26 protein-coding genes, 1 tRNA gene and 1 pseudogene are annotated in these 25,617 nt (G+C 63.3%); 9 read left to right on the top strand and 19 right to left on the bottom strand.

The window, feature by feature from the left end; translation table 11 throughout:
• Nucleotides 1–31 precede the first annotated feature (31 nt).
• From QHG62_RS17030 to QHG62_RS17020, 3 genes are all read left to right on the top strand, one after another.
• The gene (locus QHG62_RS17030; protein WP_281146773.1) at nucleotides 32–397 is read left to right on the top strand and encodes a YraN family protein; all 366 of its coding nucleotides are present in this window, start codon (nucleotides 32–34) and stop codon (nucleotides 395–397) included.
• Nucleotides 398–489: 92 nt separating this feature from the next.
• On the top strand, nucleotides 490–1,134 hold the full coding sequence (locus QHG62_RS17025; protein WP_281146774.1) for an SIS domain-containing protein: 645 nt from the start codon (nucleotides 490–492) through the stop codon (nucleotides 1,132–1,134).
• Nucleotides 1,131–1,901 carry a BON domain-containing protein gene (locus QHG62_RS17020; RefSeq protein WP_281146775.1) on the top strand — a complete coding sequence of 257 codons (771 nt, stop codon included), beginning with the start codon at nucleotides 1,131–1,133 and terminating at the stop codon, nucleotides 1,899–1,901. The genes QHG62_RS17025 and QHG62_RS17020 overlap by 4 nt, the downstream gene beginning before the upstream one ends.
• Before the next feature lie 55 nt (nucleotides 1,902–1,956).
• Here QHG62_RS17020 and QHG62_RS17015 read toward each other — a convergent pair whose 3' ends face one another.
• The 3 genes and pseudogenes from QHG62_RS17015 to QHG62_RS17005 all read right to left on the bottom strand — a co-directional run.
• Nucleotides 1,957–2,865, bottom strand: coding sequence for an NAD(P)-dependent oxidoreductase (locus tag QHG62_RS17015; protein ID WP_157616145.1), 909 nt, complete (start codon nucleotides 2,863–2,865; stop codon nucleotides 1,957–1,959).
• Nucleotides 2,866–2,906: 41 nt separating this feature from the next.
• Complete coding sequence (locus tag QHG62_RS17010; protein WP_281146776.1) at nucleotides 2,907–4,043, bottom strand: PilT/PilU family type 4a pilus ATPase; 1,137 nt, start codon at nucleotides 4,041–4,043, stop codon at nucleotides 2,907–2,909.
• 27 nt (nucleotides 4,044–4,070) lie between these two features.
• Nucleotides 4,071–4,283, bottom strand: a pseudogene (locus tag QHG62_RS17005) (twitching motility protein PilT); the annotation flags it as partial.
• Nucleotides 4,284–4,370: 87 nt separating this feature from the next.
• Here QHG62_RS17005 and QHG62_RS17000 point away from each other — a divergent pair.
• Both QHG62_RS17000 and QHG62_RS16995 read left to right on the top strand, forming a co-directional pair.
• Complete coding sequence (locus tag QHG62_RS17000; RefSeq protein ID WP_281146776.1) at nucleotides 4,371–5,507, top strand: PilT/PilU family type 4a pilus ATPase; 1,137 nt, start codon at nucleotides 4,371–4,373, stop codon at nucleotides 5,505–5,507.
• A gap of 41 nt (nucleotides 5,508–5,548) precedes the next feature.
• Nucleotides 5,549–6,457, top strand: a complete 909-nt coding sequence (locus tag QHG62_RS16995; protein WP_157616145.1) for an NAD(P)-dependent oxidoreductase — start codon at nucleotides 5,549–5,551, stop codon at nucleotides 6,455–6,457.
• Nucleotides 6,458–6,512: 55 nt separating this feature from the next.
• Here the strand turns inward: QHG62_RS16995 and QHG62_RS16990 are convergent, their stop codons facing one another.
• The 3 genes from QHG62_RS16990 to QHG62_RS16980 form a co-directional block, all read right to left on the bottom strand.
• Nucleotides 6,513–7,283, bottom strand: coding sequence for a BON domain-containing protein (locus QHG62_RS16990; protein WP_281146775.1), 771 nt, complete (start codon nucleotides 7,281–7,283; stop codon nucleotides 6,513–6,515).
• Nucleotides 7,280–7,924 carry an SIS domain-containing protein gene (locus QHG62_RS16985; protein ID WP_281146774.1) on the bottom strand — a complete coding sequence of 215 codons (645 nt, stop codon included), beginning with the start codon at nucleotides 7,922–7,924 and terminating at the stop codon, nucleotides 7,280–7,282. Before QHG62_RS16985 ends, QHG62_RS16990 begins: the two co-directional genes overlap by 4 nt.
• Nucleotides 7,925–8,016: 92 nt before the next feature.
• Entirely contained in the window at nucleotides 8,017–8,382 is a 366-nt protein-coding gene (locus tag QHG62_RS16980) for a YraN family protein (RefSeq protein ID WP_281146773.1), read from the bottom strand.
• 45 nt (nucleotides 8,383–8,427) lie between these two features.
• Here QHG62_RS16980 and rsmI point away from each other — a divergent pair, with 45 nt between their 5' ends.
• Entirely contained in the window at nucleotides 8,428–9,387 is a 960-nt protein-coding gene (gene rsmI, locus QHG62_RS16975; protein ID WP_281146772.1) for a 16S rRNA (cytidine(1402)-2'-O)-methyltransferase, read from the top strand.
• A 2-nt stretch (nucleotides 9,388–9,389) separates the two neighbouring features.
• Here rsmI and QHG62_RS16970 read toward each other — a convergent pair whose 3' ends face one another.
• On the bottom strand, nucleotides 9,390–10,118 hold the full coding sequence (locus QHG62_RS16970; protein WP_281146771.1) for a glutathione S-transferase: 729 nt from the start codon (nucleotides 10,116–10,118) through the stop codon (nucleotides 9,390–9,392).
• Nucleotides 10,119–10,172: 54 nt separating this feature from the next.
• Nucleotides 10,173–10,805 (bottom strand): FMN-dependent NADH-azoreductase, encoded by a 633-nt coding sequence (locus QHG62_RS16965; RefSeq protein WP_281146770.1) that lies wholly within the window; start codon nucleotides 10,803–10,805, stop codon nucleotides 10,173–10,175.
• 109 nt (nucleotides 10,806–10,914) lie between these two features.
• On the opposite strand from QHG62_RS16965, the gene QHG62_RS16960 reads away from it, so the two are divergent.
• Nucleotides 10,915–11,802, top strand: a complete 888-nt coding sequence (locus QHG62_RS16960) for a LysR family transcriptional regulator (protein ID WP_281146769.1) — start codon at nucleotides 10,915–10,917, stop codon at nucleotides 11,800–11,802.
• Between the two features lie 32 nt (nucleotides 11,803–11,834).
• On the opposite strand, the gene QHG62_RS16955 is transcribed toward QHG62_RS16960, so the two are convergent.
• From QHG62_RS16955 to QHG62_RS16945, 3 genes are all read right to left on the bottom strand, one after another.
• A complete protein-coding gene (locus QHG62_RS16955; RefSeq protein ID WP_281146768.1) occupies nucleotides 11,835–12,263 on the bottom strand; it encodes a hypothetical protein in 429 nt (142 codons plus the stop codon).
• Nucleotides 12,264–12,321: 58 nt separating this feature from the next.
• Nucleotides 12,322–12,582: a helix-turn-helix domain-containing protein gene (locus QHG62_RS16950; RefSeq protein WP_281146767.1), complete on the bottom strand. Its 261-nt coding sequence runs from the start codon at nucleotides 12,580–12,582 to the stop codon at nucleotides 12,322–12,324.
• A 303-nt stretch (nucleotides 12,583–12,885) separates the two neighbouring features.
• Entirely contained in the window at nucleotides 12,886–13,584 is a 699-nt protein-coding gene (locus QHG62_RS16945) for a hypothetical protein (RefSeq protein ID WP_281146766.1), read from the bottom strand.
• A 400-nt stretch (nucleotides 13,585–13,984) separates the two neighbouring features.
• Here QHG62_RS16945 and QHG62_RS16940 point away from each other — a divergent pair, with 400 nt between their 5' ends.
• Nucleotides 13,985–14,491, top strand: a complete 507-nt coding sequence (locus QHG62_RS16940) for a hypothetical protein (RefSeq protein WP_281146765.1) — start codon at nucleotides 13,985–13,987, stop codon at nucleotides 14,489–14,491.
• Between the two features lie 185 nt (nucleotides 14,492–14,676).
• On the opposite strand, the gene QHG62_RS16935 is transcribed toward QHG62_RS16940, so the two are convergent.
• The 8 genes from QHG62_RS16935 to QHG62_RS16900 all read right to left on the bottom strand — a co-directional run bounded on the left by QHG62_RS16935 (nucleotide 14,677) and on the right by QHG62_RS16900 (nucleotide 24,140).
• On the bottom strand, nucleotides 14,677–14,850 hold the full coding sequence (locus QHG62_RS16935; protein ID WP_281146764.1) for a hypothetical protein: 174 nt from the start codon (nucleotides 14,848–14,850) through the stop codon (nucleotides 14,677–14,679).
• A 25-nt stretch (nucleotides 14,851–14,875) separates the two neighbouring features.
• Complete coding sequence (locus QHG62_RS16930; RefSeq protein WP_281146763.1) at nucleotides 14,876–15,793, bottom strand: hypothetical protein; 918 nt, start codon at nucleotides 15,791–15,793, stop codon at nucleotides 14,876–14,878.
• Nucleotides 15,754–16,311: a hypothetical protein gene (locus QHG62_RS16925; protein ID WP_281146762.1), complete on the bottom strand. Its 558-nt coding sequence runs from the start codon at nucleotides 16,309–16,311 to the stop codon at nucleotides 15,754–15,756. The genes QHG62_RS16930 and QHG62_RS16925 overlap by 40 nt, the downstream gene beginning before the upstream one ends.
• Nucleotides 16,312–16,731: 420 nt before the next feature.
• Entirely contained in the window at nucleotides 16,732–19,368 is a 2,637-nt protein-coding gene (locus QHG62_RS16920; RefSeq protein ID WP_281146761.1) for an AAA family ATPase, read from the bottom strand.
• 431 nt (nucleotides 19,369–19,799) lie between these two features.
• Nucleotides 19,800–20,678 carry a hypothetical protein gene (locus tag QHG62_RS16915; protein ID WP_281146760.1) on the bottom strand — a complete coding sequence of 293 codons (879 nt, stop codon included), beginning with the start codon at nucleotides 20,676–20,678 and terminating at the stop codon, nucleotides 19,800–19,802.
• A 26-nt stretch (nucleotides 20,679–20,704) separates the two neighbouring features.
• Nucleotides 20,705–22,894 (bottom strand): AAA family ATPase, encoded by a 2,190-nt coding sequence (locus tag QHG62_RS16910; protein ID WP_281146759.1) that lies wholly within the window; start codon nucleotides 22,892–22,894, stop codon nucleotides 20,705–20,707.
• A 459-nt stretch (nucleotides 22,895–23,353) separates the two neighbouring features.
• A tRNA-Arg gene (locus QHG62_RS16905) sits at nucleotides 23,354–23,428 on the bottom strand.
• A 43-nt stretch (nucleotides 23,429–23,471) separates the two neighbouring features.
• Nucleotides 23,472–24,140, bottom strand: coding sequence for a TetR family transcriptional regulator (locus tag QHG62_RS16900; protein ID WP_281146758.1), 669 nt, complete (start codon nucleotides 24,138–24,140; stop codon nucleotides 23,472–23,474).
• Nucleotides 24,141–24,316: 176 nt separating this feature from the next.
• On the opposite strand from QHG62_RS16900, the gene QHG62_RS16895 reads away from it, so the two are divergent.
• Nucleotides 24,317–25,606, top strand: coding sequence for an efflux RND transporter periplasmic adaptor subunit (locus tag QHG62_RS16895; protein ID WP_281146757.1), 1,290 nt, complete (start codon nucleotides 24,317–24,319; stop codon nucleotides 25,604–25,606).
• Nucleotides 25,607–25,617 lie beyond the last annotated feature (11 nt).

Raw genomic sequence — 25,617 nt, 5'->3', positions numbered from 1 at the left:
GAAACAAAAAGAAAGCCGGCAGGGAGCAAGCATGAAAACCATCACGACGAAGCATCGGGGCGATGCGGCGGAAGACGCCGCGCTCGACCATCTTCAAAATGCCGGCCTCGCGCTGGTTGGCCGCAATTATCGAACGCCCGGGCGCGGGGGCGGCGAGATCGACCTGATCATGCGCGATGCGCGCGACCAGACGCTGGTGTTCGTCGAGGTTCGCCAGCGCAGCACGGCCTCGCATGGCGGTGCCGGCGGCAGCATCACGGGCGTGAAGCAGCGGCGCATCATTTTTGCCGCGCGGCACTACCTGAACGGGCTGCGCACGCTGCCGCCGTGCCGCTTCGACGTGGTGCTGGTCGAAGAGCGCATTACCTGGCTGCAGGGGGCGTTCGACGCGGGCTAGCGTCTTTGGCGGCGGCGCGGGAACTCGGCGCGCGCTGGAGGCTCCACACCGCAAACGTCTTGTTTCATTGCCCCCCGGTATCATCCCGCCCCATGCTCGAGCAACGGATTCAGCAACATTTCATCGATAGCGCCGACCTTAAATACCAGGCCGGCCCAGTCCTCAGCAAACCCATATCGCAAGCCATGCAGGCCATCCTGGCGTGCGTGACGAGCGGCGGCAAGGTGCTGGCCTGCGGTGCGGGCGTGTCGGGCCTGCTTGCGGCCCAGTTCGCGGCGCAGTTTGTGGGCCGCTTCGAACGCGAGCGGCCCGAGCTGGGCGCCATTGCGCTGCCCGGCGACAGCACCGACCCCATGGCCGACAGTGCCAACGCAATAGACGCCGACCGTTTTGCCCGCCAGGTGCGCGCGCTCGGCCAGGCCGGCGACGTGCTGCTTGCCATCAGCGCCAGCGGGCACTCGGCCGCGGTTCTGGCCGCGGTGCTGGCTGCGCATGAGCGCGACATGACGGTGGTGGCCCTGCTCGGCAATGCCAGCATCGGCCAGCCGGCGGCGCCCGCTGCGGGCAGCACCGGCACCGGCGGCGCCATCGGCCGCGCGCTGCGCGAAACTGATGTTCAGATTGGTGTGTCGCACGAGCGTGCGGCACGCATCCACGAAGTCCACCTGCTCGCACTGCATTGCCTGTGCGACGGCGTGGATGCCCAGCTACTCGGAGAACAGGAAGCTTCCACATGACGACGACACCATTCCAACGCCTCGCCATTGCATTCGCCTCGGGAGCCGTGCTGGTTGCCGGGCTTTCCGGCTGCGTGCCGCTTGTGGTGGGCGGCGCGGCCGCAATGGGCGTGGGCATGGTGGCGACCGACCGCCGCAGCTCCGGCGCCCAGCTGGACGACCAGGGCATCGAGCTGCGCGCGGCCGCCCGCGTGCGCGAGATTGCCAACGACAACATGTACGTGAGCGTGACCAGCTACAACCGCCAGGTGCTGCTGACCGGCGCCGTGGGCAACGAGGCCGACCGCCGCCGCGTCGAAGAGGTGGTGCAGCGCGTGGACAACGTGCGCACGGTGGTCAACGAGCTCACCATCGGCCAGCCCAGCACCTTCCAGGACCGCTCGAACGACGTGTTCATCAGCGGCAAGGTCAAGGCCTCGCTGCTCGACGCCAAGGACATCTTCGCCAATTCGTTCAAGGTGGTAACCGAACGCGGCGTGGTCTACCTGATGGGCATCGCCACCCGCCGCGAGACCGACCGCGCGACCGAAATCACCCGCGGCATTGCCGGTGTGCAAAAGGTGGTGCGCGTGGTCGAGATCGTGAGCGAGGCCGAGCTGGCCAGCCAGGCCCAGCGCGGCGGTACGGGCGCTGCCCCTGCGCCGGCACCTAGCTCGGTGGCTCCGGCGCCTTCTTCGTCATCGTCGTCGCGCGTGCCGCTGCCGCCGATGGAGCCGCTGCCGCCGGCCGGCCAGCCGGGCGCCGCAACCACTACGCCCGTGCGCTGATCTCTGGCGAGCGCCAGGCCAGGCAAAACAAAAAGCCCGCTTGCGCGGGCTTTTTTCATTTGAGCCGGATGATCAGGCTCGACGTGTCCCAGCGGCTGCCGCCGGCCTGCTGCACGTCGGCATAGAACTGGTCGACCAGCGCGGTCACCGGCACGCGCGAGCCGTTGCGCTTGGCCTCGTCGAGCACCAGGCCCAGGTCCTTGCGCATCCAGTCGACGGCAAAGCCATAGTCGAACTTGCCTTCGATCATGGTCTTGCCGCGGTTGTCCATTTGCCAGCTTTGCGCGGCGCCCTTGCCAATCACTTCGAGCACGGCTTTCATGTCGAGGCCGGCGCGCTGGCCGAATGCAATCGCTTCGGAGAGGCCCTGCACCAGGCCGGCAATGGCAATCTGGTTGACCATTTTGGCGAGCTGGCCCGCACCGCTGGCGCCCAGCAACGTAACGGCGCGCGCAAAGGCGTTGATGACTGGCTTGACGCGCTCGAAGCTGGCCTTGTCGCCGCCGCACATCACGGTGAGCGCGCCGTTCTGCGCGCCGGCCTGGCCGCCGGAAACCGGTGCGTCGATGAAGTGCAGGCCCAGTGCCTGTGCCGCGCTCGAAAGCTCGCGCGCCACGTCGGCCGAAGCGGTGGTGTGGTCGACGAACACGGCGCCTTTTTTCATGCTTGCGAAGGCGCCGTTGGGGCCCAGCACCACGGAGCGCAGGTCGTCGTCGTTGCCCACGCAGCTGAACACGATGTCGGCGCCGGCGGCGGCATCGCGCGGCGTGGCTGCGTAGCGGCCCGGCGGGCCGAATTCGGCAACCCAAGCCTCGGCCTTGGCCGGTGTGCGGTTGTAGACCGTGACGTTGTGGCCGGCCTTGGCCAGGTGGCCGGCCATCGGCCCGCCCATGACGCCAAGGCCCAGAAAGGCCACCGTCTGCGCAGGGGTGGATTCGTAGGTTCGGGTGTTGATGCTGCTCATGGGCAAGAGCTTAAGCCCAACCCCGCACCCGAGTCACGCGGCTAAACAATCGCGAAATGCTCCGTGCCGGCCGAAAGGTCGGTGCTGCGCGCGCGCTGGCTGTTGAGCTTGATCTGCAGCCGCAGGTCGTTGGCCGAGTCGGCGTTGCGAATGGCGTCTTCGAAGGTGATCGAGTGGCTTTCGAACAGGTCGAACAGCGCTTGGTCGAAGGTCTGCATGCCGAGGTTCCGGCTCTTCCTCATGATTTCCTTGATCTCGCCCACTTCGCCCTTGAAGATCAGGTCGGAGATGAGCGGCGTGTTCAGCAGCACTTCGACTGCGGCAACGCGGCCCAAGCCGTCTTCGGTAGGAATCAGGCGCTGCGAAACCAGCGAACGCAGGTTCAGCGACAAGTCCATCAGCAGCTGCGCGCGGCGTTCTTCGGGAAAGAAGTTGATGATCCGGTCCAGCGCCTGGTTGGCGCTGTTGGCGTGCAGCGTGGCCATGCAAAGGTGGCCGGTTTCGGCAAAAGCCACCGCGTGTTCCATGGTTTCGCGGTCGCGAATTTCGCCCATCAAGATCACGTCGGGCGCTTGGCGCAGCGTGTTCTTGAGCGCGGCTTCCCAGCTGTCGGTGTCAATGCCTACTTCGCGCTGGGTTACCACGCAGTTCTTGTGCGGGTGCACAAACTCCACCGGGTCTTCCACCGTGACGATGTGGCCGTAGGAGTTTTCGTTGCGCCAGTCGATCATGGCCGCAAGCGTGGTCGACTTGCCCGAGCCCGTGGCGCCCACCATGATGGTGAGGCCGCGCTTGGTCATCGACACGTCCTTCAGCACCTGCGGCATGCCCAGGCCGTCGATGGTCGGCAGCTTGGCCGGAATGGTCCGCAGCACCATGCCCACCTTGCCCTGCTGCACGAAAGCGTTCACGCGGAACCGGCCAATGCCGGTGGGCGAGATCGCAAAGTTGCACTCCTTGGTGCGCTCGAACTCAGCCGTTTGCCGGTCGTTCATGACCGAGCGCGTGAGCGCCAGCGTGTGCTGCGCGCCCAGCGCCTGCTGCGACACCTTGGTGACCTTGCCGTCTACCTTGATGGCGGGCGGAAAGTCCGCCGTAATGAACAAGTCGCTGCCGTTGCGGCTCACCATGAGCTTGAGCAGGTCGTTGATGAACTGGCTGGCTTGATCGCGTTCCATGATGTCGGTGCTCCGAAGGGCTGTGGATCAGCCGGGGAAATTCTCGGGGATCTTGGCCTTGCCGCGTGCTTCCGCAGCCGAAATGGCATTGCGGCGCACGAGGTCGGTCAGGTTCTGGTCCAGCGTCTGCATGCCCGAGCCCTGGCCGGTCTGGATGGCCGAATACATCTGCGCCACCTTGGCCTCGCGAATCAAATTGCGGATGGCGGGCGTGCCCAGCATGATCTCGTGCGCCGCAATGCCATTTCGGCTGCGGAAGCACGCGGCAAGGCCAAGATCCCCGAGAATTTCCCCGGCTGATCCACAGCCCTTCGGAGCACCGACATCATGGAACGCGATCAAGCCAGCCAGTTCATCAACGACCTGCTCAAGCTCATGGTGAGCCGCAACGGCAGCGACTTGTTCATTACGGCGGACTTTCCGCCCGCCATCAAGGTAGACGGCAAGGTCACCAAGGTGTCGCAGCAGGCGCTGGGCGCGCAGCACACGCTGGCGCTCACGCGCTCGGTCATGAACGACCGGCAAACGGCTGAGTTCGAGCGCACCAAGGAGTGCAACTTTGCGATCTCGCCCACCGGCATTGGCCGGTTCCGCGTGAACGCTTTCGTGCAGCAGGGCAAGGTGGGCATGGTGCTGCGGACCATTCCGGCCAAGCTGCCGACCATCGACGGCCTGGGCATGCCGCAGGTGCTGAAGGACGTGTCGATGACCAAGCGCGGCCTCACCATCATGGTGGGCGCCACGGGCTCGGGCAAGTCGACCACGCTTGCGGCCATGATCGACTGGCGCAACGAAAACTCCTACGGCCACATCGTCACGGTGGAAGACCCGGTGGAGTTTGTGCACCCGCACAAGAACTGCGTGGTAACCCAGCGCGAAGTAGGCATTGACACCGACAGCTGGGAAGCCGCGCTCAAGAACACGCTGCGCCAAGCGCCCGACGTGATCTTGATGGGCGAAATTCGCGACCGCGAAACCATGGAACACGCGGTGGCTTTTGCCGAAACCGGCCACCTTTGCATGGCCACGCTGCACGCCAACAGCGCCAACCAGGCGCTGGACCGGATCATCAACTTCTTTCCCGAAGAACGCCGCGCGCAGCTGCTGATGGACTTGTCGCTGAACCTGCGTTCGCTGGTTTCGCAGCGCCTGATTCCTACCGAAGACGGCTTGGGCCGCGTTGCCGCAGTCGAAGTGCTGCTGAACACGCCGCTCATCTCCGACCTGATCTTCAAGGGCGAAGTGGGCGAGATCAAGGAAATCATGAGGAAGAGCCGGAACCTCGGCATGCAGACCTTCGACCAAGCGCTGTTCGACCTGTTCGAAAGCCACTCGATCACCTTCGAAGACGCCATTCGCAACGCCGACTCGGCCAACGACCTGCGGCTGCAGATCAAGCTCAACAGCCAGCGCGCGCGCAGCACCGACCTTTCGGCCGGCACGGAGCATTTCGCGATTGTTTAGCCGCGTGACTCGGGTGCGGGGTTGGGCTTAAGCTCTTGCCCATGAGCAGCATCAACACCCGAACCTACGAATCCACCCCTGCGCAGACGGTGGCCTTTCTGGGCCTTGGCGTCATGGGCGGGCCGATGGCCGGCCACCTGGCCAAGGCCGGCCACAACGTCACGGTCTACAACCGCACACCGGCCAAGGCCGAGGCTTGGGTTGCCGAATTCGGCCCGCCGGGCCGCTACGCAGCCACGCCGCGCGATGCCGCCGCCGGCGCCGACATCGTGTTCAGCTGCGTGGGCAACGACGACGACCTGCGCTCCGTGGTGCTGGGCCCCAACGGCGCCTTCGCAAGCATGAAAAAAGGCGCCGTGTTCGTCGACCACACCACCGCTTCGGCCGACGTGGCGCGCGAGCTTTCGAGCGCGGCACAGGCACTGGGCCTGCACTTCATCGACGCACCGGTTTCCGGCGGCCAGGCCGGCGCGCAGAACGGCGCGCTCACCGTGATGTGCGGCGGCGACAAGGCCAGCTTCGAGCGCGTCAAGCCAGTCATCAACGCCTTTGCGCGCGCCGTTACGTTGCTGGGCGCCAGCGGTGCGGGCCAGCTCGCCAAAATGGTCAACCAGATTGCCATTGCCGGCCTGGTGCAGGGCCTCTCCGAAGCGATTGCATTCGGCCAGCGCGCCGGCCTCGACATGAAAGCCGTGCTCGAAGTGATTGGCAAGGGCGCCGCGCAAAGCTGGCAAATGGACAACCGCGGCAAGACCATGATCGAAGGCAAGTTCGACTATGGCTTTGCCGTCGACTGGATGCGCAAGGACCTGGGCCTGGTGCTCGACGAGGCCAAGCGCAACGGCTCGCGCGTGCCGGTGACCGCGCTGGTCGACCAGTTCTATGCCGACGTGCAGCAGGCCGGCGGCAGCCGCTGGGACACGTCGAGCCTGATCATCCGGCTCAAATGAAAAAAGCCCGCGCAAGCGGGCTTTTTGTTTTGCCTGGCCTGGCGCTCGCCAGAGATCAGCGCACGGGCGTAGTGGTTGCGGCGCCCGGCTGGCCGGCCGGCGGCAGCGGCTCCATCGGCGGCAGCGGCACGCGCGACGACGATGACGAAGAAGGCGCCGGAGCCACCGAGCTAGGTGCCGGCGCAGGGGCAGCGCCCGTACCGCCGCGCTGGGCCTGGCTGGCCAGCTCGGCCTCGCTCACGATCTCGACCACGCGCACCACCTTTTGCACACCGGCAATGCCGCGGGTGATTTCGGTCGCGCGGTCGGTCTCGCGGCGGGTGGCGATGCCCATCAGGTAGACCACGCCGCGTTCGGTTACCACCTTGAACGAATTGGCGAAGATGTCCTTGGCGTCGAGCAGCGAGGCCTTGACCTTGCCGCTGATGAACACGTCGTTCGAGCGGTCCTGGAAGGTGCTGGGCTGGCCGATGGTGAGCTCGTTGACCACCGTGCGCACGTTGTCCACGCGCTGCACCACCTCTTCGACGCGGCGGCGGTCGGCCTCGTTGCCCACGGCGCCGGTCAGCAGCACCTGGCGGTTGTAGCTGGTCACGCTCACGTACATGTTGTCGTTGGCAATCTCGCGCACGCGGGCGGCCGCGCGCAGCTCGATGCCCTGGTCGTCCAGCTGGGCGCCGGAGCTGCGGCGGTCGGTCGCCACCATGCCCACGCCCATTGCGGCCGCGCCGCCCACCACAAGCGGCACGCAGCCGGAAAGCCCGGCAACCAGCACGGCTCCCGAGGCGAATGCAATGGCGAGGCGTTGGAATGGTGTCGTCGTCATGTGGAAGCTTCCTGTTCTCCGAGTAGCTGGGCATCCACGCCGTCGCACAGGCAATGCAGTGCGAGCAGGTGGACTTCGTGGATGCGTGCCGCACGCTCGTGCGACACACCAATCTGAACATCAGTTTCGCGCAGCGCGCGGCCGATGGCGCCGCCGGTGCCGGTGCTGCCCGCAGCGGGCGCCGCCGGCTGGCCGATGCTGGCATTGCCGAGCAGGGCCACCACCGTCATGTCGCGCTCATGCGCAGCCAGCACCGCGGCCAGAACCGCGGCCGAGTGCCCGCTGGCGCTGATGGCAAGCAGCACGTCGCCGGCCTGGCCGAGCGCGCGCACCTGGCGGGCAAAACGGTCGGCGTCTATTGCGTTGGCACTGTCGGCCATGGGGTCGGTGCTGTCGCCGGGCAGCGCAATGGCGCCCAGCTCGGGCCGCTCGCGTTCGAAGCGGCCCACAAACTGCGCCGCGAACTGGGCCGCAAGCAGGCCCGACACGCCCGCACCGCAGGCCAGCACCTTGCCGCCGCTCGTCACGCACGCCAGGATGGCCTGCATGGCTTGCGATATGGGTTTGCTGAGGACTGGGCCGGCCTGGTATTTAAGGTCGGCGCTATCGATGAAATGTTGCTGAATCCGTTGCTCGAGCATGGGGCGGGATGATACCGGGGGGCAATGAAACAAGACGTTTGCGGTGTGGAGCCTCCAGCGCGCGCCGAGTTCCCGCGCCGCCGCCAAAGACGCTAGCCCGCGTCGAACGCCCCCTGCAGCCAGGTAATGCGCTCTTCGACCAGCACCACGTCGAAGCGGCACGGCGGCAGCGTGCGCAGCCCGTTCAGGTAGTGCCGCGCGGCAAAAATGATGCGCCGCTGCTTCACGCCCGTGATGCTGCCGCCGGCACCGCCATGCGAGGCCGTGCTGCGCTGGCGAACCTCGACGAACACCAGCGTCTGGTCGCGCGCATCGCGCATGATCAGGTCGATCTCGCCGCCCCCGCGCCCGGGCGTTCGATAATTGCGGCCAACCAGCGCGAGGCCGGCATTTTGAAGATGGTCGAGCGCGGCGTCTTCCGCCGCATCGCCCCGATGCTTCGTCGTGATGGTTTTCATGCTTGCTCCCTGCCGGCTTTCTTTTTGTTTCTTCGGAGAAATCCATTGGCTTCACTCGCTCCCGCCACCTTCGGCGCCGCTCTTGCGGCAGCGCGCGATGCCTCGGGTGCGCAGCATTATCCGCAGGGCACGCTCTACGTGGTGGCCACGCCCATCGGCAACCTGGCCGACATCACCCTGCGGGCGCTGCATGTGCTGCAGCTTGTCGACGCCGTGGCCTGCGAGGACACGCGCCACACCCAAAGCCTGCTGCGCGCCTACGGCATCGACCGTCCCAACGCCCAGCTGCTGGCCGTGCACCAGCACAACGAGGCCGAGGCCGCGCAGGCCGTGGCCGCACGGCTTGCCCAGGGTGAGCGCATTGCCTACGTAAGCGACGCCGGCACGCCCGGCGTAAGCGACCCCGGCGCGCGGCTGGTGGCTGCCGTGCGCGCGGCCGGCCAGCGCGTGCTGCCCCTGCCGGGTGCCAGCAGCGTGACCACGCTCATCGGTGCGGCCGGGCTGGTGGCCGACGGCAGCGACGGCAACGCCAGCAGCGCCTTCGTTTTTGCGGGCTTTCTCCCGAGCAAGGCGGGCGAGCGCGACACCGCCGTGCAGGCGCTTGCGCAAGAGCCCCGCGCCGTGGTGCTGCTGGAGGCCCCGCACCGCATCGAGGCTTTGGCCCGCGCACTCGCGGTGCTGGGCGAGCGGCCCATTACCGTCGGGCGCGAGCTCACCAAGCAATTCGAAGAAATTGCGACCGTGCCCGCCAGCACCCTGCCCGACTGGTTTGCGGCCGGCCGCGACCGCACGCGCGGCGAATTCGCGCTGGTGCTGCACCCCGTGGCAGTGGCCGGCGACGACGGCGCCGAGGGAGAACGCGTGCTGCGGCTATTGCTGGCCGAGCTGCCGGTGAAAACCGCCGTGCGCCTGGCGGCGGAAATCAGCGGCGCGCCGCGCAATGCGCTGTATGAAACGGCGCTGCGCATTCGCAACGATGGCGGCTCGGCGGACGACGCCGAATAACTTCAACCATCCAGCTCCGCATAGCGCCTGAAGATCCCGTCTTCATTGAACGCGATGCGGCGCGGGCTTTGCAGGTAGTCGTGCACGCGCTGGCGGCGCTTGACGTTGTCGTGCAGCTTTTCGACCCGGGGCGTGTCGGCCAGCGCCCTTGCAGCGGCCTTGGGGAACGCATAGCGCAGCCCATCCACCAGCTGGAACAGCGACAGGTCGGCGTAGGTGAGCACATCGCCCACAAGGTGCGCCGGCCCTGCGGGGTTGCGCTGCAGCACCCGCTCGAACCAGTTCAAAAACTTTGGAATGCGCTCTTCGCGAAAGGCCCGCGCCCGCTGCATGGCCGCGTCGCGCTGGTCTTCGTAGTAGGCGCCGGTGGATATGGGGTGGTGCGTGTCGTGCGCCTCGGCCACCACGTCGGCAATGGTGAGCTGCAGCTGGTGCGTCCACAGCCCGTCCGATTCGCCCACGCCCGCGAGCCCCAGCCTTGGCCCAAGGTACAGCAGGATGGCCGCGGTCTGCCCGACGACGATGTCGCCGTCGATGAGGAACGGCGGCGCGAAGGCCGGGCGCACGATCTCCGGGTCATCGAGCCGGCCGCCCAATGCAGATTCACCGCCGCCCTTCGACTCAGGCAGCCGCGCCACGTCCACGTAGTCGGCACCGGCCGCCTCAAGCGCGAGCCGCACGAATTCGCCTCGGCCCTGGATGGTGGGCCAGTAGTGAAGTTGGTAGGTCATGCGGCCATGGTGTCAAAGTCTGCGCGGCCCTGCAACCGCCCGGCGTTCAGACCCTTAGAGCCCCTTGGCAAGCTCTGTGGCCCTGCGCTTTGCGGAGGCTCTTGCATCGGCATCGACCTCTGGCCCCATCAGCGTTTTTTCGACGATGACCGAACGCACCTCGCGCACGCCGATAAAGCGCAGCCACGTTTCGATGTAGGGCAGCTGAAAGTCGAGTTTGTGCGCGGAGCCATCGTTGCCCAGCGGATAGTCGAGCCCCCGCGCGCAGACCACCGTTGCCATGCGCGTCTGCAGCATGCCCGAGAGGCCCGATGCGTCGAAGCGAAAAAGCACGTCTTTGTGCGAGACCACGTCGATCAGCTGCTTGAGCTTGTAGGGAATGCCAAAGTTCCAGAGCGGCACCGCAAGCACGATGTGGTCTGCCGTGTGAAAGGGCGCGGCAATGCGCCGCACTTCGTCCCACGCCGTTTGCTGCGCGGCGGTGAGCGGCACGCCGTTGATGCCGGCGTACTTGGCGTCGAGCATGTCTTGCGACAGCTCGGGCAAATCCATCGTCCAGGGGTTCAGCGTGGTCAGGCGGCATTGCGGGTGCATGCGCCGCACCTCGTCGATGAACGCGCCGGCCACCTCGATGCTGGCGGAGCGCGTTTTTCTTGGCGACGTTTCGATGTACAGCAGTTCTTTCATGGCGTGTGTGCAGTGTGAGTGGTTGCGGTGAGCCGAGGCTAGGCACGCCGCACAAAGCACACAAGCAACATAATTTGCAGACATTCAGAACCATTCGCACTGAACCGCCATGCTCGACTCCCAACTGCTGCGTGCCTTTGTCTCGGTTGCCGACCACGCCAGCGTGACCCGCGCGGCCGACGCCATGCACCTGACCCAATCGGCCGTGAGCGCGCAGATCAAGCGGCTGGAAGAGCAGCTGGGTTGCCGCGTGTTCGAGCGCACCACCCGCTCGCTGCAGCTCACCGCGCAAGGCAGCGTGCTGCTGAGTTATGCCAGGAGCATTCTCAGCCTGCAGCAGCAGGCCGTCTCCAGGCTTGCGGCGCCGCGGCATGCGCCGACCACGCTGCGCCTAGGCTGTTCTGAAGGGTTTCCGAGCGAATGGCTGTTTGCCGCGCTGGCGAGCTTTCGCAGCCGCAGGCCGGGCGTGCATGTGGAAGTGACCTGCGGCATCAGCACCGTGCTTGCCAGGCAGGTGCGCGAATGCTCGCTCGACCTGATGGTCGGCACCGTGTGCGATGCCGGCAGCGACACCGAAACCCTGTGGATGGAACCGCTCGTCTGGGCGTTTTCAGAAAAGTCGCTGCTCGACCCCGAGGGGCCGATTCCGCTCGCCTTTCTTTCGGAGCCCTGCCCTTTTCGCGAAGCCGCGCTGGCATCGCTGGCGGGCCATGGCGCGGCCAATTGGCAGATCGTGCTGACCGCTCAGGGCTCGAGCGCGTTGACGGCAGCGGCCGCTACTGGGCTGGCCATTACCGCGCTGACGCCCTCGGGCATGTCGCCGGGGCTGAAGGCCATTGCGGCGGGGAGCTTTTTGCCGGCGCTGCCGCCAGCGCGGTTTGTGATTCAGCGCGGTGGGAGCGGCGCCGCGCCTGAGGCACTGTCGGCGCTGGTTGACGAGGTGCGGGAGGCCTGCTTTCGGTGGAGGGGGTCGCGTGCGGGAGCGACCGGGGTATAGCGCCGGGCGAGCGGCGCTGCACTGCTGACAACTTACCGGCTCGGGTTTCGATCATCCTGCGCGCGAATCCGCCGGCCGCCGGCCACGCCAGCTTGGTGGACGATGGCCAACTCGCAATGCCGCCAGAAACCCACGCCCTCCAACTCGCTGGGAATGTCGCTCCGTGCAAGCCGGTAGAACCCCAGCACCACTCCCTGCGCGAATGCGGAGATCAGTGGCTCCGCGTCCTCGGCACCCGTCAAGCTGCGGCGGATCAGTTTGCCGCCAATCGCCATCAACTTGAGCGTGCGGCTCGAGGCGGTTGCGGTGCTTTCTTTTGGGACCCGCAGAGACCAAAGCCCGGAGCCGAGCGTCCACACCGTTAGACGCGGAAATTCTGCGCGCCGAGTCTCCTCGACGCCGCTCTGCCTCGCGCGAATTTCACTGGAGGCACGATGGTCATCCAAGGTCTTGCACGCCATCAAAGCTCTGTTGAAAGGCGTATCTGGAGAGAGGCAAGAGAGAGGCTTGAGTCTGCCTTCATTCCGTTTCATGGGAACGGCCCTCAATAGCTTGTTCTCCTTCCGACCCGATGTCTGGCTTGACCCCGCAAACCGAACACCACCGGGCAAACAGCAGCACGTCAACGAAGTTCTCGCCACGTTCAAGCTTAGAGACGTAGGACTGGCCCACCCCCAAGGCTTCGGCCATCTGCGCCTGCGTCAGTCCGGCCGTCACCCGAAGGCTACGCATGAGATTGCGCAGCGCCTCGTATTCAGCGTGATAAAGAGAAACGGCCATGCGCTCATGGTCTGGCCCATTCAGGAATAGTCGTAACGCGACTTTTCGAGATGCGGTCCCGCGAGCAGTATGGCGATATCCGGAAGAAGTTCCGATACCTCGTTTCCTCTGCTGAGGCCACAGTGGAGTAGTGACTCGTATGCAGTGGAAGCGGACTGTCGCCGACCGAGGCCACCTCAGCCTTCGGCCAAGAGCGACTGGTCGCAGCTGTCTGCTTCGTAGACATCCACCCAGCAGTGGACCTATTTCAAGAGACGACTGTCAAGCGCGAATGAAGAAGCACGGGTCGGGTTCCAAGGACATTCACCAGGAGCTTGCATTGTCAAGGTTTGTGGTTGCCACACTAATCACCTCCCACGCGATCGCTTGAAACCTGACTGTTCTCACCACTGTTTGTTGCGGGTGCAATCCGTAGCTCTTCGCTAAAAAACCTGCAGGAATCGCGACTTTGGGATGCCAATCTTGGATTGCTTTAGTAAAGGCTGCGATGTGGGTCGGCCGACTACGATCGAAAGTGATACGAGTCTGGGTCTGGCTCGCTCTTAGCCCAACATTGCTTTTTGCATTTGTCGTGAACGGCGGCAAGGAAAGCACTGACGCAAGATTCGTTGCAGAGCCCGCGAGTAAAAAAACGCATTTTGCTGACGGATTCGCGCGCTTTACCAGCATCAGTCGCATGAAATCTTGGGCAATGTTTTCCGTCTTGCAGTAGGAGGATCCGGCCCACTTCGACTCAACAGCGACTTGGACAGATTGAACTATCTCGTTATCTTTCCGTAAACACAGTGCATAGTCCAGTCGACGCTTGGTTCCGAGCGCGTCGTGCCTCACTTCAGCGTGGGCCCTCGCCCCATGGACCTCAATCGGAAATGAGCTTAGAACGCTCCCCACCGCGGCCTTTAACGCCGCTTCCGAAAAGAGTCCTCCGCGATAGCAGGCAAACTCAAGATGAAGCCAGCTACCTACGGCTTCCGAAATTCGCCGAGCATCGGACATTGCCATTTGCTTCTCCCTAGCGGTGCTGGCGAGTGTAGGCTGGTTGTCACAGCGCATTTCCGATCCGTGAAAATAGCTCTCTACACAGGGCGAGAGGCCACCGCGCATAGTTGCGGGTTTCTTCATGCCCTTAGAGAGACGCAAGTGCCGGCCGCCAGCCTTCGTCTTGTGTCAGATGTCGGCTCACACGCCGGCGAATAGCAGCGCCAAGCCCAAAGCGGCGCGGTGGCCAGTCGCTTCAGCTCCGTCCAAAGGTCCGGTTTCGGGCAAGCGGCCTATCACCTCGGCTGATTCTTTTGGGCCCCGCACCGCCGGCCGGCCTTCGGCTACAGTCGGCCGCAACTCGTCATTCCACTGGCACGACTTCGGCGGCTGCGGAATTTAGTCGTTTAAGTTCAAGGACTCCATGTCTGATACCACCGATATCGTTAGCGCAGTCGGCAGCGTCATATCGGCAGTCGCAGCCTGTGTGGCAGCGGTTGGCGTCTGGTATGCGAGGCACCAGCTCAAGACGAGCCGCGAGCTCGCACAACTTTCCTTTGAAGATGCCTTGGCGAAGGAGTACCGCGAACTGGCGGGACAACTGTCGAAGAAGGCTTTGATGGGCGAGGTTCTAGCCGATACAGAATACGAGGATGCATTCGACGAGCTTTATCGTTACGTGGACCTGACCAACGAACAGATCTCGCTCCGCGCTCGTGGACGCATTACCCCGGAAGTTTGGCGCAGTTGGTCGGAGGGGATGAAGTCAAACCTGGAACTACCTGCGTTCGTGCGCGCTTGGACCGAGATCAAGGCGCGGTCGTCCGGCTTCGCAGAGCTTCGACGTCTTGAGCAGGAATCTTTCAGCACGGACCCGAAGGAGTGGCGTTGGCCTCTAAATGTTCGTTCAACAGACACGCAAGAGCATTGAACGGCTTCCGTGGGATAGCGAGAACGCTGAAACCTAAGGCTGTGAGGGACCTTTTGCGATCATTCATCCAACCGTCGCGTATGTCTGCTTCGCAGCAGCGTTGTAGGCCTTGACACTGACCGACCGAATGCCCGGTCTAGGCGTACTTGCGGTCATTCGGCGACAAAGATATAGATCCAGCATGATCACAAGTCAGGCCGTTTGCGCTTGCTGACGATGTTGCACGAGGCACGCAGCAGCGATGGCGAATAGGAGACCGGCGGTCGAGCGACACCTTTGTGCAATGAAGTCATTCGCAGGCCGAGCACGGTGTAATGGGCACTGGCTGGCCATTCGGTCACGAAGTTGAAACCCGACATGTCAGGCCTCTGTGCGAACAGACGATCAACCGTAGTCGTGCTGAGTGTCGAGTAAGCGCGCGGCAATACTCGGACTGGGTGCCTCAAGAATGCGGACACCCTCGAATTTCGCAAATCGGACCAAACGGGCATATGTTGCCTCCGCGTGCTTATGTGCCTCACTTCCCGCACTTTCAGCTAGCGCATCGGTATTGAACAGTAGGGTAGGAGTGAACGCATTGCCCGACATCTGCTTACGTGCGACGCCGAGTTGGAACAGCTTGGCCTCTGCCTCGCGTTCCGTATGCTCGGCCTGCCGTTCAGTGCTTGGCAGGCTCGTTACTTGAACGACTAGAGGGCCGTCCGCATAGTCCACGACTACATCTGGAACATCGCCGAGTCCATTCAAAGGAACATCGAATCGTGAAGCGAGTTCCTTAGCGTGGCCAATGAAAATTCGACGCAGTTGAGTCAAGAACTCACCGGTGCGGACTGTGTGTCTTGGACTCTGTCGGGATTCCTCTTCCTCTATCATTTCCTCCGCCGATCCGAATGCACTAACGCTGCGAACTGCAGCATCAAGCAACTGCTCGATTCCCCAAGCCCTGGCTACCATCACTGGACCGGGCTCGAAGCCGCGAAACAGCGGTCGCAATTCGTCAAGAGGTAAGCCTGCCTGCTGCCGCTGCGTCATGAACTGCGCACATTCCCGCAGAGTGTTGGCCGACGCATTGCCGCGCTCGCGTCCGAGGAGTCGGCGTAGCCGTGGCGCGGCAATGACAGGGTAGGTAGCAGGTGAGACGGCCTGGCCTGTCGCTTCGTGCGGCTCAATGGCTACAAGCGCAACAAGACGCTCCCCGGTGCCGAATATTGGCTCCCACAGCACAGCCCTATACCTCGCAACAAACGGCGGTGTAACGCCGATCAGCCGGCTGGATTCTTTGGGTTGGACGAGGAGTTCCATAAGTCTTTCGCGCTCGGTACTCGAAGTCGTTCATGCATCATGAGGTCGAGGGCGGGAAGTCGAGTGGCTATGCCGCGCAATACTACTTCAACGAGCGGCCAGATAGGATCGATCTGAGAATGGCCGGTAGACCACTGGCGCACCTTGTCAGCCAGAAGCTCAACTCGCCGCTGGGCACGCGACAACCGGGCAGGTTGCGCCAGCATGTCGTGGTCGTTCGGACGCCGCTTTGTCAACTGTGCAGCCACTTGATTCACTCTGGCTCGATGGTCCAGAATGCTTTGTCGCGCCCGCTGAGCGGCCCAGTTGCGCATTGCAGTCGCGATGGGCTCCAATGCCAGTTCATGATCGATGAACATGTACTCGCGCCGGTCAGTACCTGTGTAGATCAAGTTCTTCACATGCCTGTCATGATTCGCTGCGAGTTCATCCCAAGCGGCCCCTTGCGAAGCTACGGGCAGATCACACAGCTTTCGCCATGTGTATTCCGCGACGGCCTCGTCGTCAAGGAATCGCATAGTGCTGTCGTCCGGCCATTGATAGAGGCTGCCGAAGCATAAGTAGTCGCTCGTTCCAGGCAAAGGGCGTGCAGTTGCTGGGAGTCCTGGCAGTTGGTCGCGCATTGCAAGTACAACTACTCCACGAGGCACCGGCAAGCTCAGTTCAGCGGCAGCCAAGGAGCACGCAAGCTCGATCGGCAATTTTGCTTGCCCGGGCATCCACTTGATTGCAACGGGTATGCACGGCTCAAGACAGCCATCCACTTGCACTTGACCGCGCCAGACTTTGTGGGTTTGGCCTGCGTCGATTGGCAACCCTCCAGAGTTCAGTCTGGCGACCGGAGGACGGCTTGTGTCGTCTGGATCGAGTCCGTGCACAAGCCGTGGCGTACTGCCTTTCTCCATCAGCGATACCTCCGTAACTGACCAGAAGGGAAATCAAGTGGCGAAGAGGGCTGACCTACTAGCCATGCCTTTGGCAATCGCTTCCACTCGCTTATTGAGCGTCTCGCGCCACTTGGCCAATCGCTCGATGTCGTCACTGAGTTCGTCTGGCTCTGGTATCGGTAGCCTGCCAATCGCCGCTGCAGCGTCGTGTTCGAACTTCGAAGACTTGGTCATGCCGGAGTCGATCTCGCGATAGTCATCGTCCGTTACCGTCACCCCTTTGAGGCGCTGGGTAGACACGCCCTCACCAAAGCGCTGTACGGCACCGTTGAGCAAGACCTCCTCGATGCAGCGTTCCCATGCGAGGCGGAGGTGGCCGTAACACTTGGTTGTCAGGACGCGCTGCAGATCTTCGTCGCCGTCCTTCGCCGCCTTGCGGACAGCGATGAGCATCTGCCTAAGGCGGCCCAAACGATCCTTCGTTCCAAGGACGTCGAAGGGCAGGTCCTCGGAATGGACGCCGTAGCCGTCAGCGGTTTTGCGGATGTAGTTTTTGGTCAGTGTTGCGCCGACCTCCTCAGCCTTCTGCTCCAGAATAAGGAGGAAGTAGATGTCGTGCGTAAATACGATAACCTGCCGGGTCAGCGATTCGCTCGCCAGCCGCTCGGCGACCTCCCAGCGGCGCCGATGGTCCAACGACGAGACGGGGTCATCGAGCACAATGCCGCCGCGCCCCTTGCCGAGGCGGATCTCTGCCATGAATGACGCGATGGCAATAGCTCGCTGCTCTCCTTCACTGAGGATGGCCGCCGGCGTACCACCGCCGGGCAACTGCAGGGTGAGCTTGAACTGCGTTTTGCCGCCTGGCGACTCAGGCTTCATCACGGCGCTGAGGTGATGGACCTTAAGTAGCTTGAGTTCGGCATTTAGGGCATCGGCCAGCTCCTGACTGGCCGTCGTTCGAGAGAGATCCGTCGACTTCCGGGAGATGCCCCGAGTTTCCATGCCATCGATGCAGACCTGCAGCTTGCGACAGAGTTCGTGCTTAGTCATCGCCTCGAGCACAGCGGCCTTGACTTCAGCCAACCTGCGACGCGCGTCGAGTTCCATCCGCTCTGAAACCATAGCCGCCTTTAGCTTCTCGTCGGCAGTGGCATCAAGTGCCTTGGCCTGTTCCAGCAGACGGTTGATGATTTCGGCTAGTTCGGGTTGTGGGTCGGTGGAAAGTTTAGGGAGCGCATCCCAGGGTAGTTTGCCCGCAGCCGCCTGAAGCACGCCCGACTGGCGGGCCTTGAGGCCCTCCTGAAGGGCTGCGCAGGCCGCTGCGACTTCTGGCGCGAGTTCGGTCACTTCCTCAACCAGAGCATCGCTGAACATCAGGTCCACGTTCGCCTGCTGAATGACTCTAAAGGGGACAGCAGCGGCCTCGCGTGCATCCTTTGCCGCCTCCTCTGCAGCCGCCTTGACGAAAGCGTCGAATCGCAGCAGCCGCGCCGCCCCATCCTGTCCGAGGGCGTTCTGACAGAGGGGACAGACTGCGTCGGCGGGAAGACCAGGGAACTCGTGGCCTGCGTGGCTGAGCTCGGCAAAAGCTCGTGCGGCCTCAAAGAGGGCCTTCCACTCTTCGCCGCCCGTGCCGGCCAACTGGCCAGGCGTCGTCTTGAACTCGCGTGCCGCTACTTCCGCTGCTCCCTTGGCAGCATTCGACTTGTCGATCAGCGCTTGAAGCGAACCGACCTTCTCTTCGTTCAAGACGCCGACCGCCGCTGCGATCCGGTCCTTCAACGAGGTCAAGCGGGTGGCCTTCTGGCGTAGGGCCAAGACCTTCTGCTTCGGATCGACTTCGGCCAAGGTCTCGTTCAGCAGGGCGAGCCGCGCCACCTCAGCCTCACTGAGCGTGGCCAGCGTCTCGATGTCCTCGGCCTTGGTCTTGGCCGGGATGCCAAGCAATTTCTTGGCGACCTCCGTTTGCTCCCCGGCGAGAACCGCATAGGCAGCATTGCTTGGGGTGTTCGCAACCTTCTCTGCCGTAGCGCGAGTCTTGAGCTTGTTGCAAGCGCCGGCCAATCCCTCCAAGATGTCCAAGCCATACGGGGCGTAAGCGAAGTCGCCCTGATTGTCGATATAAGCACGAGCGCAGTGCGAATCGAAGATGGCGATGTCCGATAGCGGTTCGGGGGGCTCGGTGCCGTCTTTCCAAGGCAGATCGGTTGCAACGCCGTCTATCTCCGCCTCGAACGTCGCCTGAGCCGGTCCGCTCTTCCCGGGCTCCAGGTTCGCGTTGGGCAGGATGGGTTCGCGTCGATCGCGCGCTCGGCAGGCCTTCTTGAACACGCGCGAGTAGCCTGACTTCCCAACACCGTTCTCACCGTAGATGGTCGTTACGCCGACCCGCGCGATGGGCAGGCGCGCACCGTTTGCCAATGCATTGACGTTCGCCAACTCTCTGATGGCCGTTAGCAAGACGACGCGAGCCGGATTCGCCAGCGGCGCCACTTGGGCATCCTCGAGTTTTTTTGGTGTGCGCCCTCCCGGATCTGGGATACCGACCTCAGTCTTCGCCAGGGCATAGAGGTCGTCTATGTCGACCGCGCCGAGCATCCGGTCGGCGTAGAGCCTGGCGATGGCATCTTGTTGCCAGGCCGGAAGGCCCTTGGACCAAGCATGGATTTCCTGCAGGATCGTCATCAGCGATTTCCTTTCAGCGGTCACACCAAAGAAGCTGGGACCGGAATGTGATCCTAGGTTTGATCTGGTAACCAACTGTAGTGGATTTAGATCGGTGCGACCATATCGCTCGAGGAACGATGGCGGTCTCGGCCGATGGGAAGCATCCGATGAGTGCCTCACGCACCAACTCCAATCCGCGACCTGAAGCCATAGTCTTTACTGATCTCGTGGCTCTTTGCACCTCTACCGGAATGCTCACTCTGCGATCGATAACTGCCATTTGGCAATAGTCCGACCAAGGTCGTCCCCTCACCGCTCGACGCGATGGACGACCGTGAGGTGCAGCAGCTTTTTGTCGCTGCACATCGCGCAGGCTATTCAGAGATCGTTCGCACCGAGCCGACAAACCGCTGTCGTTCGTGCGTCACCACGTTGCTCCCAATCCGTGTTCAGGCCCTCGCAGGCGCAGCCAAAGCCTCGTATTTGCTCGTCAATCGCTGTGACTCCCGAGCCAACAGGTCGTCCACCATCGCGCAATACGGCTGGTCCGGCTCCGCGAATGCATAAAGGGACAGGAACTCCTCGAAGGTTTCGTTCAGTTCCTCAGAGGAAAACGGCTCCGGCATTGCGATGGCTCTGTCGATGCGCCTCTCGATCAGCACAACGCGCGCCTGAATCTCCCGCAGCCGCGCGGTACGCACTTCTACCAGTCCCTGACGGTTAAGCCCGAACACGCGCGCAGTATGGTCACCGTAGCGGTCGAGAACACCGGCGTGCACGCGAGGCCCCAGCAGGCACCAGTCACCTTCTTCCCGCCAACTCAGGTGGGCACCCGGATCCCGTCGCGTGGGATCAATTAGCGCGGCGTCTTCGGCCTCGTGGTCGTCCCCTTCAGCCAGGGCGTATTGCGGCCCCAGAATCGGGAACAGGTCGCTCTTGCCCAGATTCACCGGGGCATTGGCCACTTGCCCTCCGGTAGCGTGGCCCGCGTCACAGGCGTCGTGATGGCGGCGGCGATTGCAGTCGATGCAACTTGCCAAGAGATTGTCCCAGGCGGCCGCAAGCCACCAATAGCCAGGATGGCCAGGACATTCGGCAACGCGACCTTTGGGACGGAAGTGCTCGATATCCGTCGGTTCGACCGCCTTGATGCTCGACTCGCAGTACGCGCACTTACCCAAAAACAATGCATTCAGGGCGTCGACCACATCCTGCCGCTTATAGACGCTAAAAGTGAACGCTTCGTTAGGGGTGTCCAGGAAATGCTGCGCCGCTCGAAGACGCTCACGCGCCGCGGGACTGTGAGGACCTTCCAGCGATGCGGGCACCGGCACCCGCGTTCTGTCCACCCGCCTCATGCTTGAGGCCCCGCGCGCAGCGCCCGCAGCCGGGCGAGCACGCCCGTCACCGCGGCCTCCCTGAGTTGCCCCCGGTCCTGCGGCAAGCCTGCGCCCTCGTCGACGAACCGGCGCAGCGCTTCGTTGACGATCTGCTCAACCGGCGTGTCACCGAGCCACTTGAAAGCCTGCAACGCGCGAATGTCCTCGTCGCGTGCCTGTGATCGGATGCCCGCAGGCAGCGCGAGGTGCTCCAACGCGCTCTCTACGTCAGGATCCGCCGTACTGGCGAGACCGAAGTAGTCGGACGTCAGGAGCTGCTCCGCGCGCAGCCCACGAACGTCAGGCAAGCCGCTCAGAACCTCGATCCTGTGCGCCTCGTCGCGCACGAACACCTGCACCTCATCGTCCCGCATGCCTCTGAGACACAGCGGATCGTGTGTGGTGGCAACAAACTGAACGTTGGGCATGGCCTTGCGAAGTGCCGAGACAACGCGCAACTTCCATCGCGGATGCAGATGCGTTTCGATCTCGTCGATCAGCACCAGGCCGCGCGCGTTTTCTAGGTCACCCCATGCCTTGAGCATGTCACGCATGATGTCCAGGACCATTGCGATCAGGGAGCGGTAGCCATCACTCAGTCGCTCCAATGGCGTGTCGCGCCCATGTGCATGAACGAACAGGCGCCCCTCTTCGTCTCGCCCAATGCGGTCTTCCGGTTGGAGCACCAGCACCTCGCGCAATGCGCGTGCGAGCGCGTCAAAGGCATCTGGAGCGAGCCCCTGGAGCCACCGGCCCGGATGCTGGAGCTTGGCAAAAGGATCAAACAAGGAGCGCAGCGTCGAGGCGGGTTGCCGGCGAACGCCCTCCTTGCCAAAGAAACGACGAGAGCCGAAAGACATCAGCATCATGGTCGGTTGCTCTTCCCCGATGAAGCGCTTGGTCAGCGGGTCGATCTGCAGGCGCACAGGCTCACCGGTGTCGAAATCCAGGATGACTTCCGGCATGACGGTGTCATCAAGTTGCCAACCGGAAACCTCGCGCGGAAGAAAGTCCTCCGGCAACACCCCCATGCGTGCGCGCATGGGTGACCCCATCATCGCCAGTGCAATGGCTTGCAATGTGGTGCTCTTGCCTGTGGAGTTTTCTCCGAGCAGCATCATGCAAGGCGCGCCGGTCTCATGAGGATCGGCGTGCGGGATTTCAAGATCAAGGTTCGCTATACCTTTGAAATTCTGGATACGAACTCGGCGCAGCTGCGACGTGCGGGGCTCCCACTGAAAGCGCGTCATGAGCTGCTCTTCAAGCGGGCGCCACGAGTTCCGATCCAGAAGCGGTGCGCCAGATTCCGCATGGTCGACTAGCTCTCGCCACTGTTTGTCGCTGGCAACCTTCGAAGTGTGGATGGCATCGTCAACAATGGTTCGAAACGATGGCTTCGGGAGACTGGCCGACGAGTTGAAGTCGGAGAGAAGCTCGAAAAATATGACGCGCATAGCGCCGCAAAAGGGGGCCTCGTCGAGCAAGGCTCGGCGGAATCCGTTTAAGTATTCTTCGTCGGTTCGTCCTTGATCGAGCAACTCGAAACATTGCCTGAATGTTTGAGCTCTGACCTGGGTCAAGTCGGGTCGGTTGAGATTCAATACCTCCACAGTGACGCGCCCCACCTCATCCGCTCCAACGACGCTGCCATCGACCCCAAAGCGCATGTGCTTGCGCGGTTCAACCCGACAGGGGTTGACCAAAAGCGCCTCTTCACCGTTCTCGGCCTCAGCCCAGCTAGAACGCAAGCGCGCGCGCGGGCCTTGGACGGGAAACAAGTTGCGCTTTGCCCGGTTGCAGGCCGCGCATGAGAGAAAAATGTTCTCCCATTCATAGGCAAACCAGCTGTAATGGTCAGGACTGGCAACGTCTGATTGGTCCCGAAAGCCGACCGCATTGCCGGGTGGCCGGTGATGCGAGACGTCGCCAGAATTGGAGCTGTCCAGCGGGGTCTCGCAATAGGCGCATTTGGACAAGAAAACCTCGGCAACCTGCCGTCGCACCATGGCCGACGTCCAGATCTTGGCATTGAGCGGCGGCCTTCTGCGGGCACGCTCCTGCGGGTCAAGCCGATAGTGCTCGGCCAACGCAGCCTTGGCCGCACGCACCTCGTCCCCATGCAGGATTTCGGGCAACGTCGCGCTTCCACGGTTCACCTTTCTCATCCATCGCCTCCTCGTTTTGAGGCGTCAGTCTAGCGACGTTTAGAAGGGCCTGTGGCTACCTGCAGAAGTGTTATGAGTTGATCTTCCGGCTTGAGCAGGATGCCCGGGTAAACGGTCGCTTTTGGTAAGGAACGCCCCTAGCAGCGCCTGACGGGTTTGGAAGCAGGTGTGTAGAACAAAGATCGCGCCCCGTCGGAACTAGTGTGCATCCTGCGAGGCCTAGTCTCAGACGGTCCAGTGATAGTGGACACTGCCGCCATCCGAGCCGCAGACCGCGAATGTCTCAGGAAAATGAGGAGGAAATTGGTTTTCGCCCTCCTGATCCGCCGATTTTGTACCTCGCCCTCACCACCATCGGATTCCATGGAATTACTCGGACCAATCTGGCGATAGAAAAGCATCGCCCAGATAAGAAACAAAAAAAGCCGGACACCTTTAAAAGTGTCCGGCTTTCGCATTTGGTCCCGCCGCCAGGAATCGAACCTGGATCTCAGCCTTCGGAGGGCCGAATTCTATCCGTTGAAATACAGCGAGGAATCTGGGTTCCGGCAGAACCGGAGCCACGCATTATCGCCTATCAGGCGGCGACTTCTTCTGCTTCGTTTCCGACACCCGCGGTCGAGTTCCGTTCAAAACCCAGGCCGGCCAGGTAAACGCGAAAGGTGCGCCTGCCGGTAGACACCAGCTCGAAGGCGGTGGGGTCGAGCAGCCAGTTCTGTATGAGCCCGCTCAGCAGTGCGTGCAGGCCCTGTGCGGCCACGTGGCCGGGCACGGGCAGCTTGACCTGGTCGCGGCGGGCGGCCAGGCGCAGGGCTTTTTCAAAATCGGTCACGCAGGCGTTGCGCGCGTCCAGGTGGCGCTGCTGCACCGAGGCCATGTCGTGCGTGTATTCAACCTTGTGGGTGGCCACGTCGAACACGCGGCGCACCTGGGGGTCGGTGGTCATGAGGGTAAGCGCATGCACCATGCCCTCTTCAATCTCGGCCAGGGGGTCGTCGGTGCCGGCCGCCGCGGCGGCCCGGGGGCCGGCCTCCAGCGGCAGGATGACGCGCTCCATCATGGCGTTGAACAGGTCGGCCTTGTCCTTGAAGTGCCAATAAATTGCGCCACGGGTCGCGCCGGCCTGCTGCGCAATTTGCTGCAGCGAGGTTTGCGAAACACCCTGCGCCTGAAACAGCAGCTCCGCGGCATCGAGCAACCGATTCCGTGTAGCCAGTGCTTCTTCCTTCGTACGACGTGCCACCAAGTCTCCTGATTTGTAAAGCCAAGCCCTTTCCGAACCATGGGGCCATTCAATGCTGTCACTATACATCCATGAATGTATGTAAACTATCGGGCTTCCCCGATGGCCCGGCTGTTTATGCTGGCTTTCTGTTCGCATCGCGAACGCGCCATCTCCTGTCTTTGCTTCAAAGGATTCGCATGCCTCTCCTGCATGTTTCGCGTCAATCTTCGTTCTCGCCGCGCCTCGCGATCGTGGCCGCCGTTGTGGTGCTGACGCTCGCGGCCTGTTCCAAGGGCGATGCGCCCGCTGGCAAGGGTGGCGCAGCCGGTGGCGGCGCCCGCCCGGCGCCTGAAGTGGGGGTGGTGGTTGCCACGCCAACAGACGTGGGCCTGGTAACCGAGCTGCCGGGCCGGCTCGAAGCCTCGCGCGTGGCGCAGGTTCGCGCCCGTGCCTCGGGCATTCTGCTGAAGCGCGAGTTCCGCGAAGGTAGCGATGTAAAGGCGGGCCAGCTGCTGTTCCGCATTGACCCGGCACCGCTGGTGGCAGCCTCGCAAAACGCGCAGGCCACGCTGGCCCGGGCAGAGGCCAACGCCGTGCAGGCGAAGGCGCTGGCCGACCGCTACAAGCCGCTGGTCGAGGCCAACGCAGTCAGCAAGCAGGAATACGCAAACGCCGTGGCCGCGCAAAAAACGGCCGAGGCCGATGTGGCCGCGGGCCGCGCCGCCGTGCAAACCGCCAAGATCAACCTTGGCTACGCCGACGTAACCTCGCCCATTGCAGGCCGCATCGGCCGCGCGCTGGTAACCGAAGGCGCGCTGGTGGGCCAGGGCGACGCAACCGAGCTGGCGGTGGTGCAGCAGATCAACCCGATGTACGTGAACTTCACGCAGTCGGCATCCGACGTGCTGAAGCTGCGCCGCGCACTGGCTGCGGGCCAGTACAAGCGCGCCAACGGCGAAGAGGCCGCCAGCGTCACGGTGGTGCTCGAAGACGGCACCGACTACACGCTGCCGGGCAAGCTGCTGTTCTCCGACCTGACGGTGGACCAGGCCACGGGCCAGGTCACGCTGCGCGCCGAGGTGCCCAACCCGAAGGGCGAGCTGCTGCCCGGCCTGTATGTGCGCGTAAAGCTTGAGCAGGCGCAGGCCACAAACGCAATCACCATTCCCCAGCAGGCGGTTACGCGCACGCAGCAGGGCGACACGGTGTCTGTGGTCAGTGCCGACGGCAAGATCAGCCAGCGCACGGTGAAGATCAGCGCCGCCAAGGACAACCAGTGGGTGGTGCTCGACGGCCTGAAGGCGGGCGAACAGGTAATGGTCGACGGCTTCCAGAAGCTGCAGATGATGCCGCCCGGCACGCCGGTAAAGGCGGTGCCATGGACCAAGCCGGCGCCCAACGGTGCGGCAAAACCGGCAGCGCCGGCGGCGTCTGCCGCGGCGGCGCCAGCCAGCGGTGCGGCGGCTGCGCCGGCCGAAAAGAAGTAATAGCAGGAGCG

The organism is Variovorax paradoxus (genome assembly GCF_029919115.1).
In the GTDB taxonomy this organism is placed as follows: domain Bacteria; phylum Pseudomonadota; class Gammaproteobacteria; order Burkholderiales; family Burkholderiaceae_C; genus Variovorax; species Variovorax paradoxus_O.
Note: the sequence above shows the minus strand (reverse complement) of the source record. Positions and strands in the feature narration are given on the sequence as shown.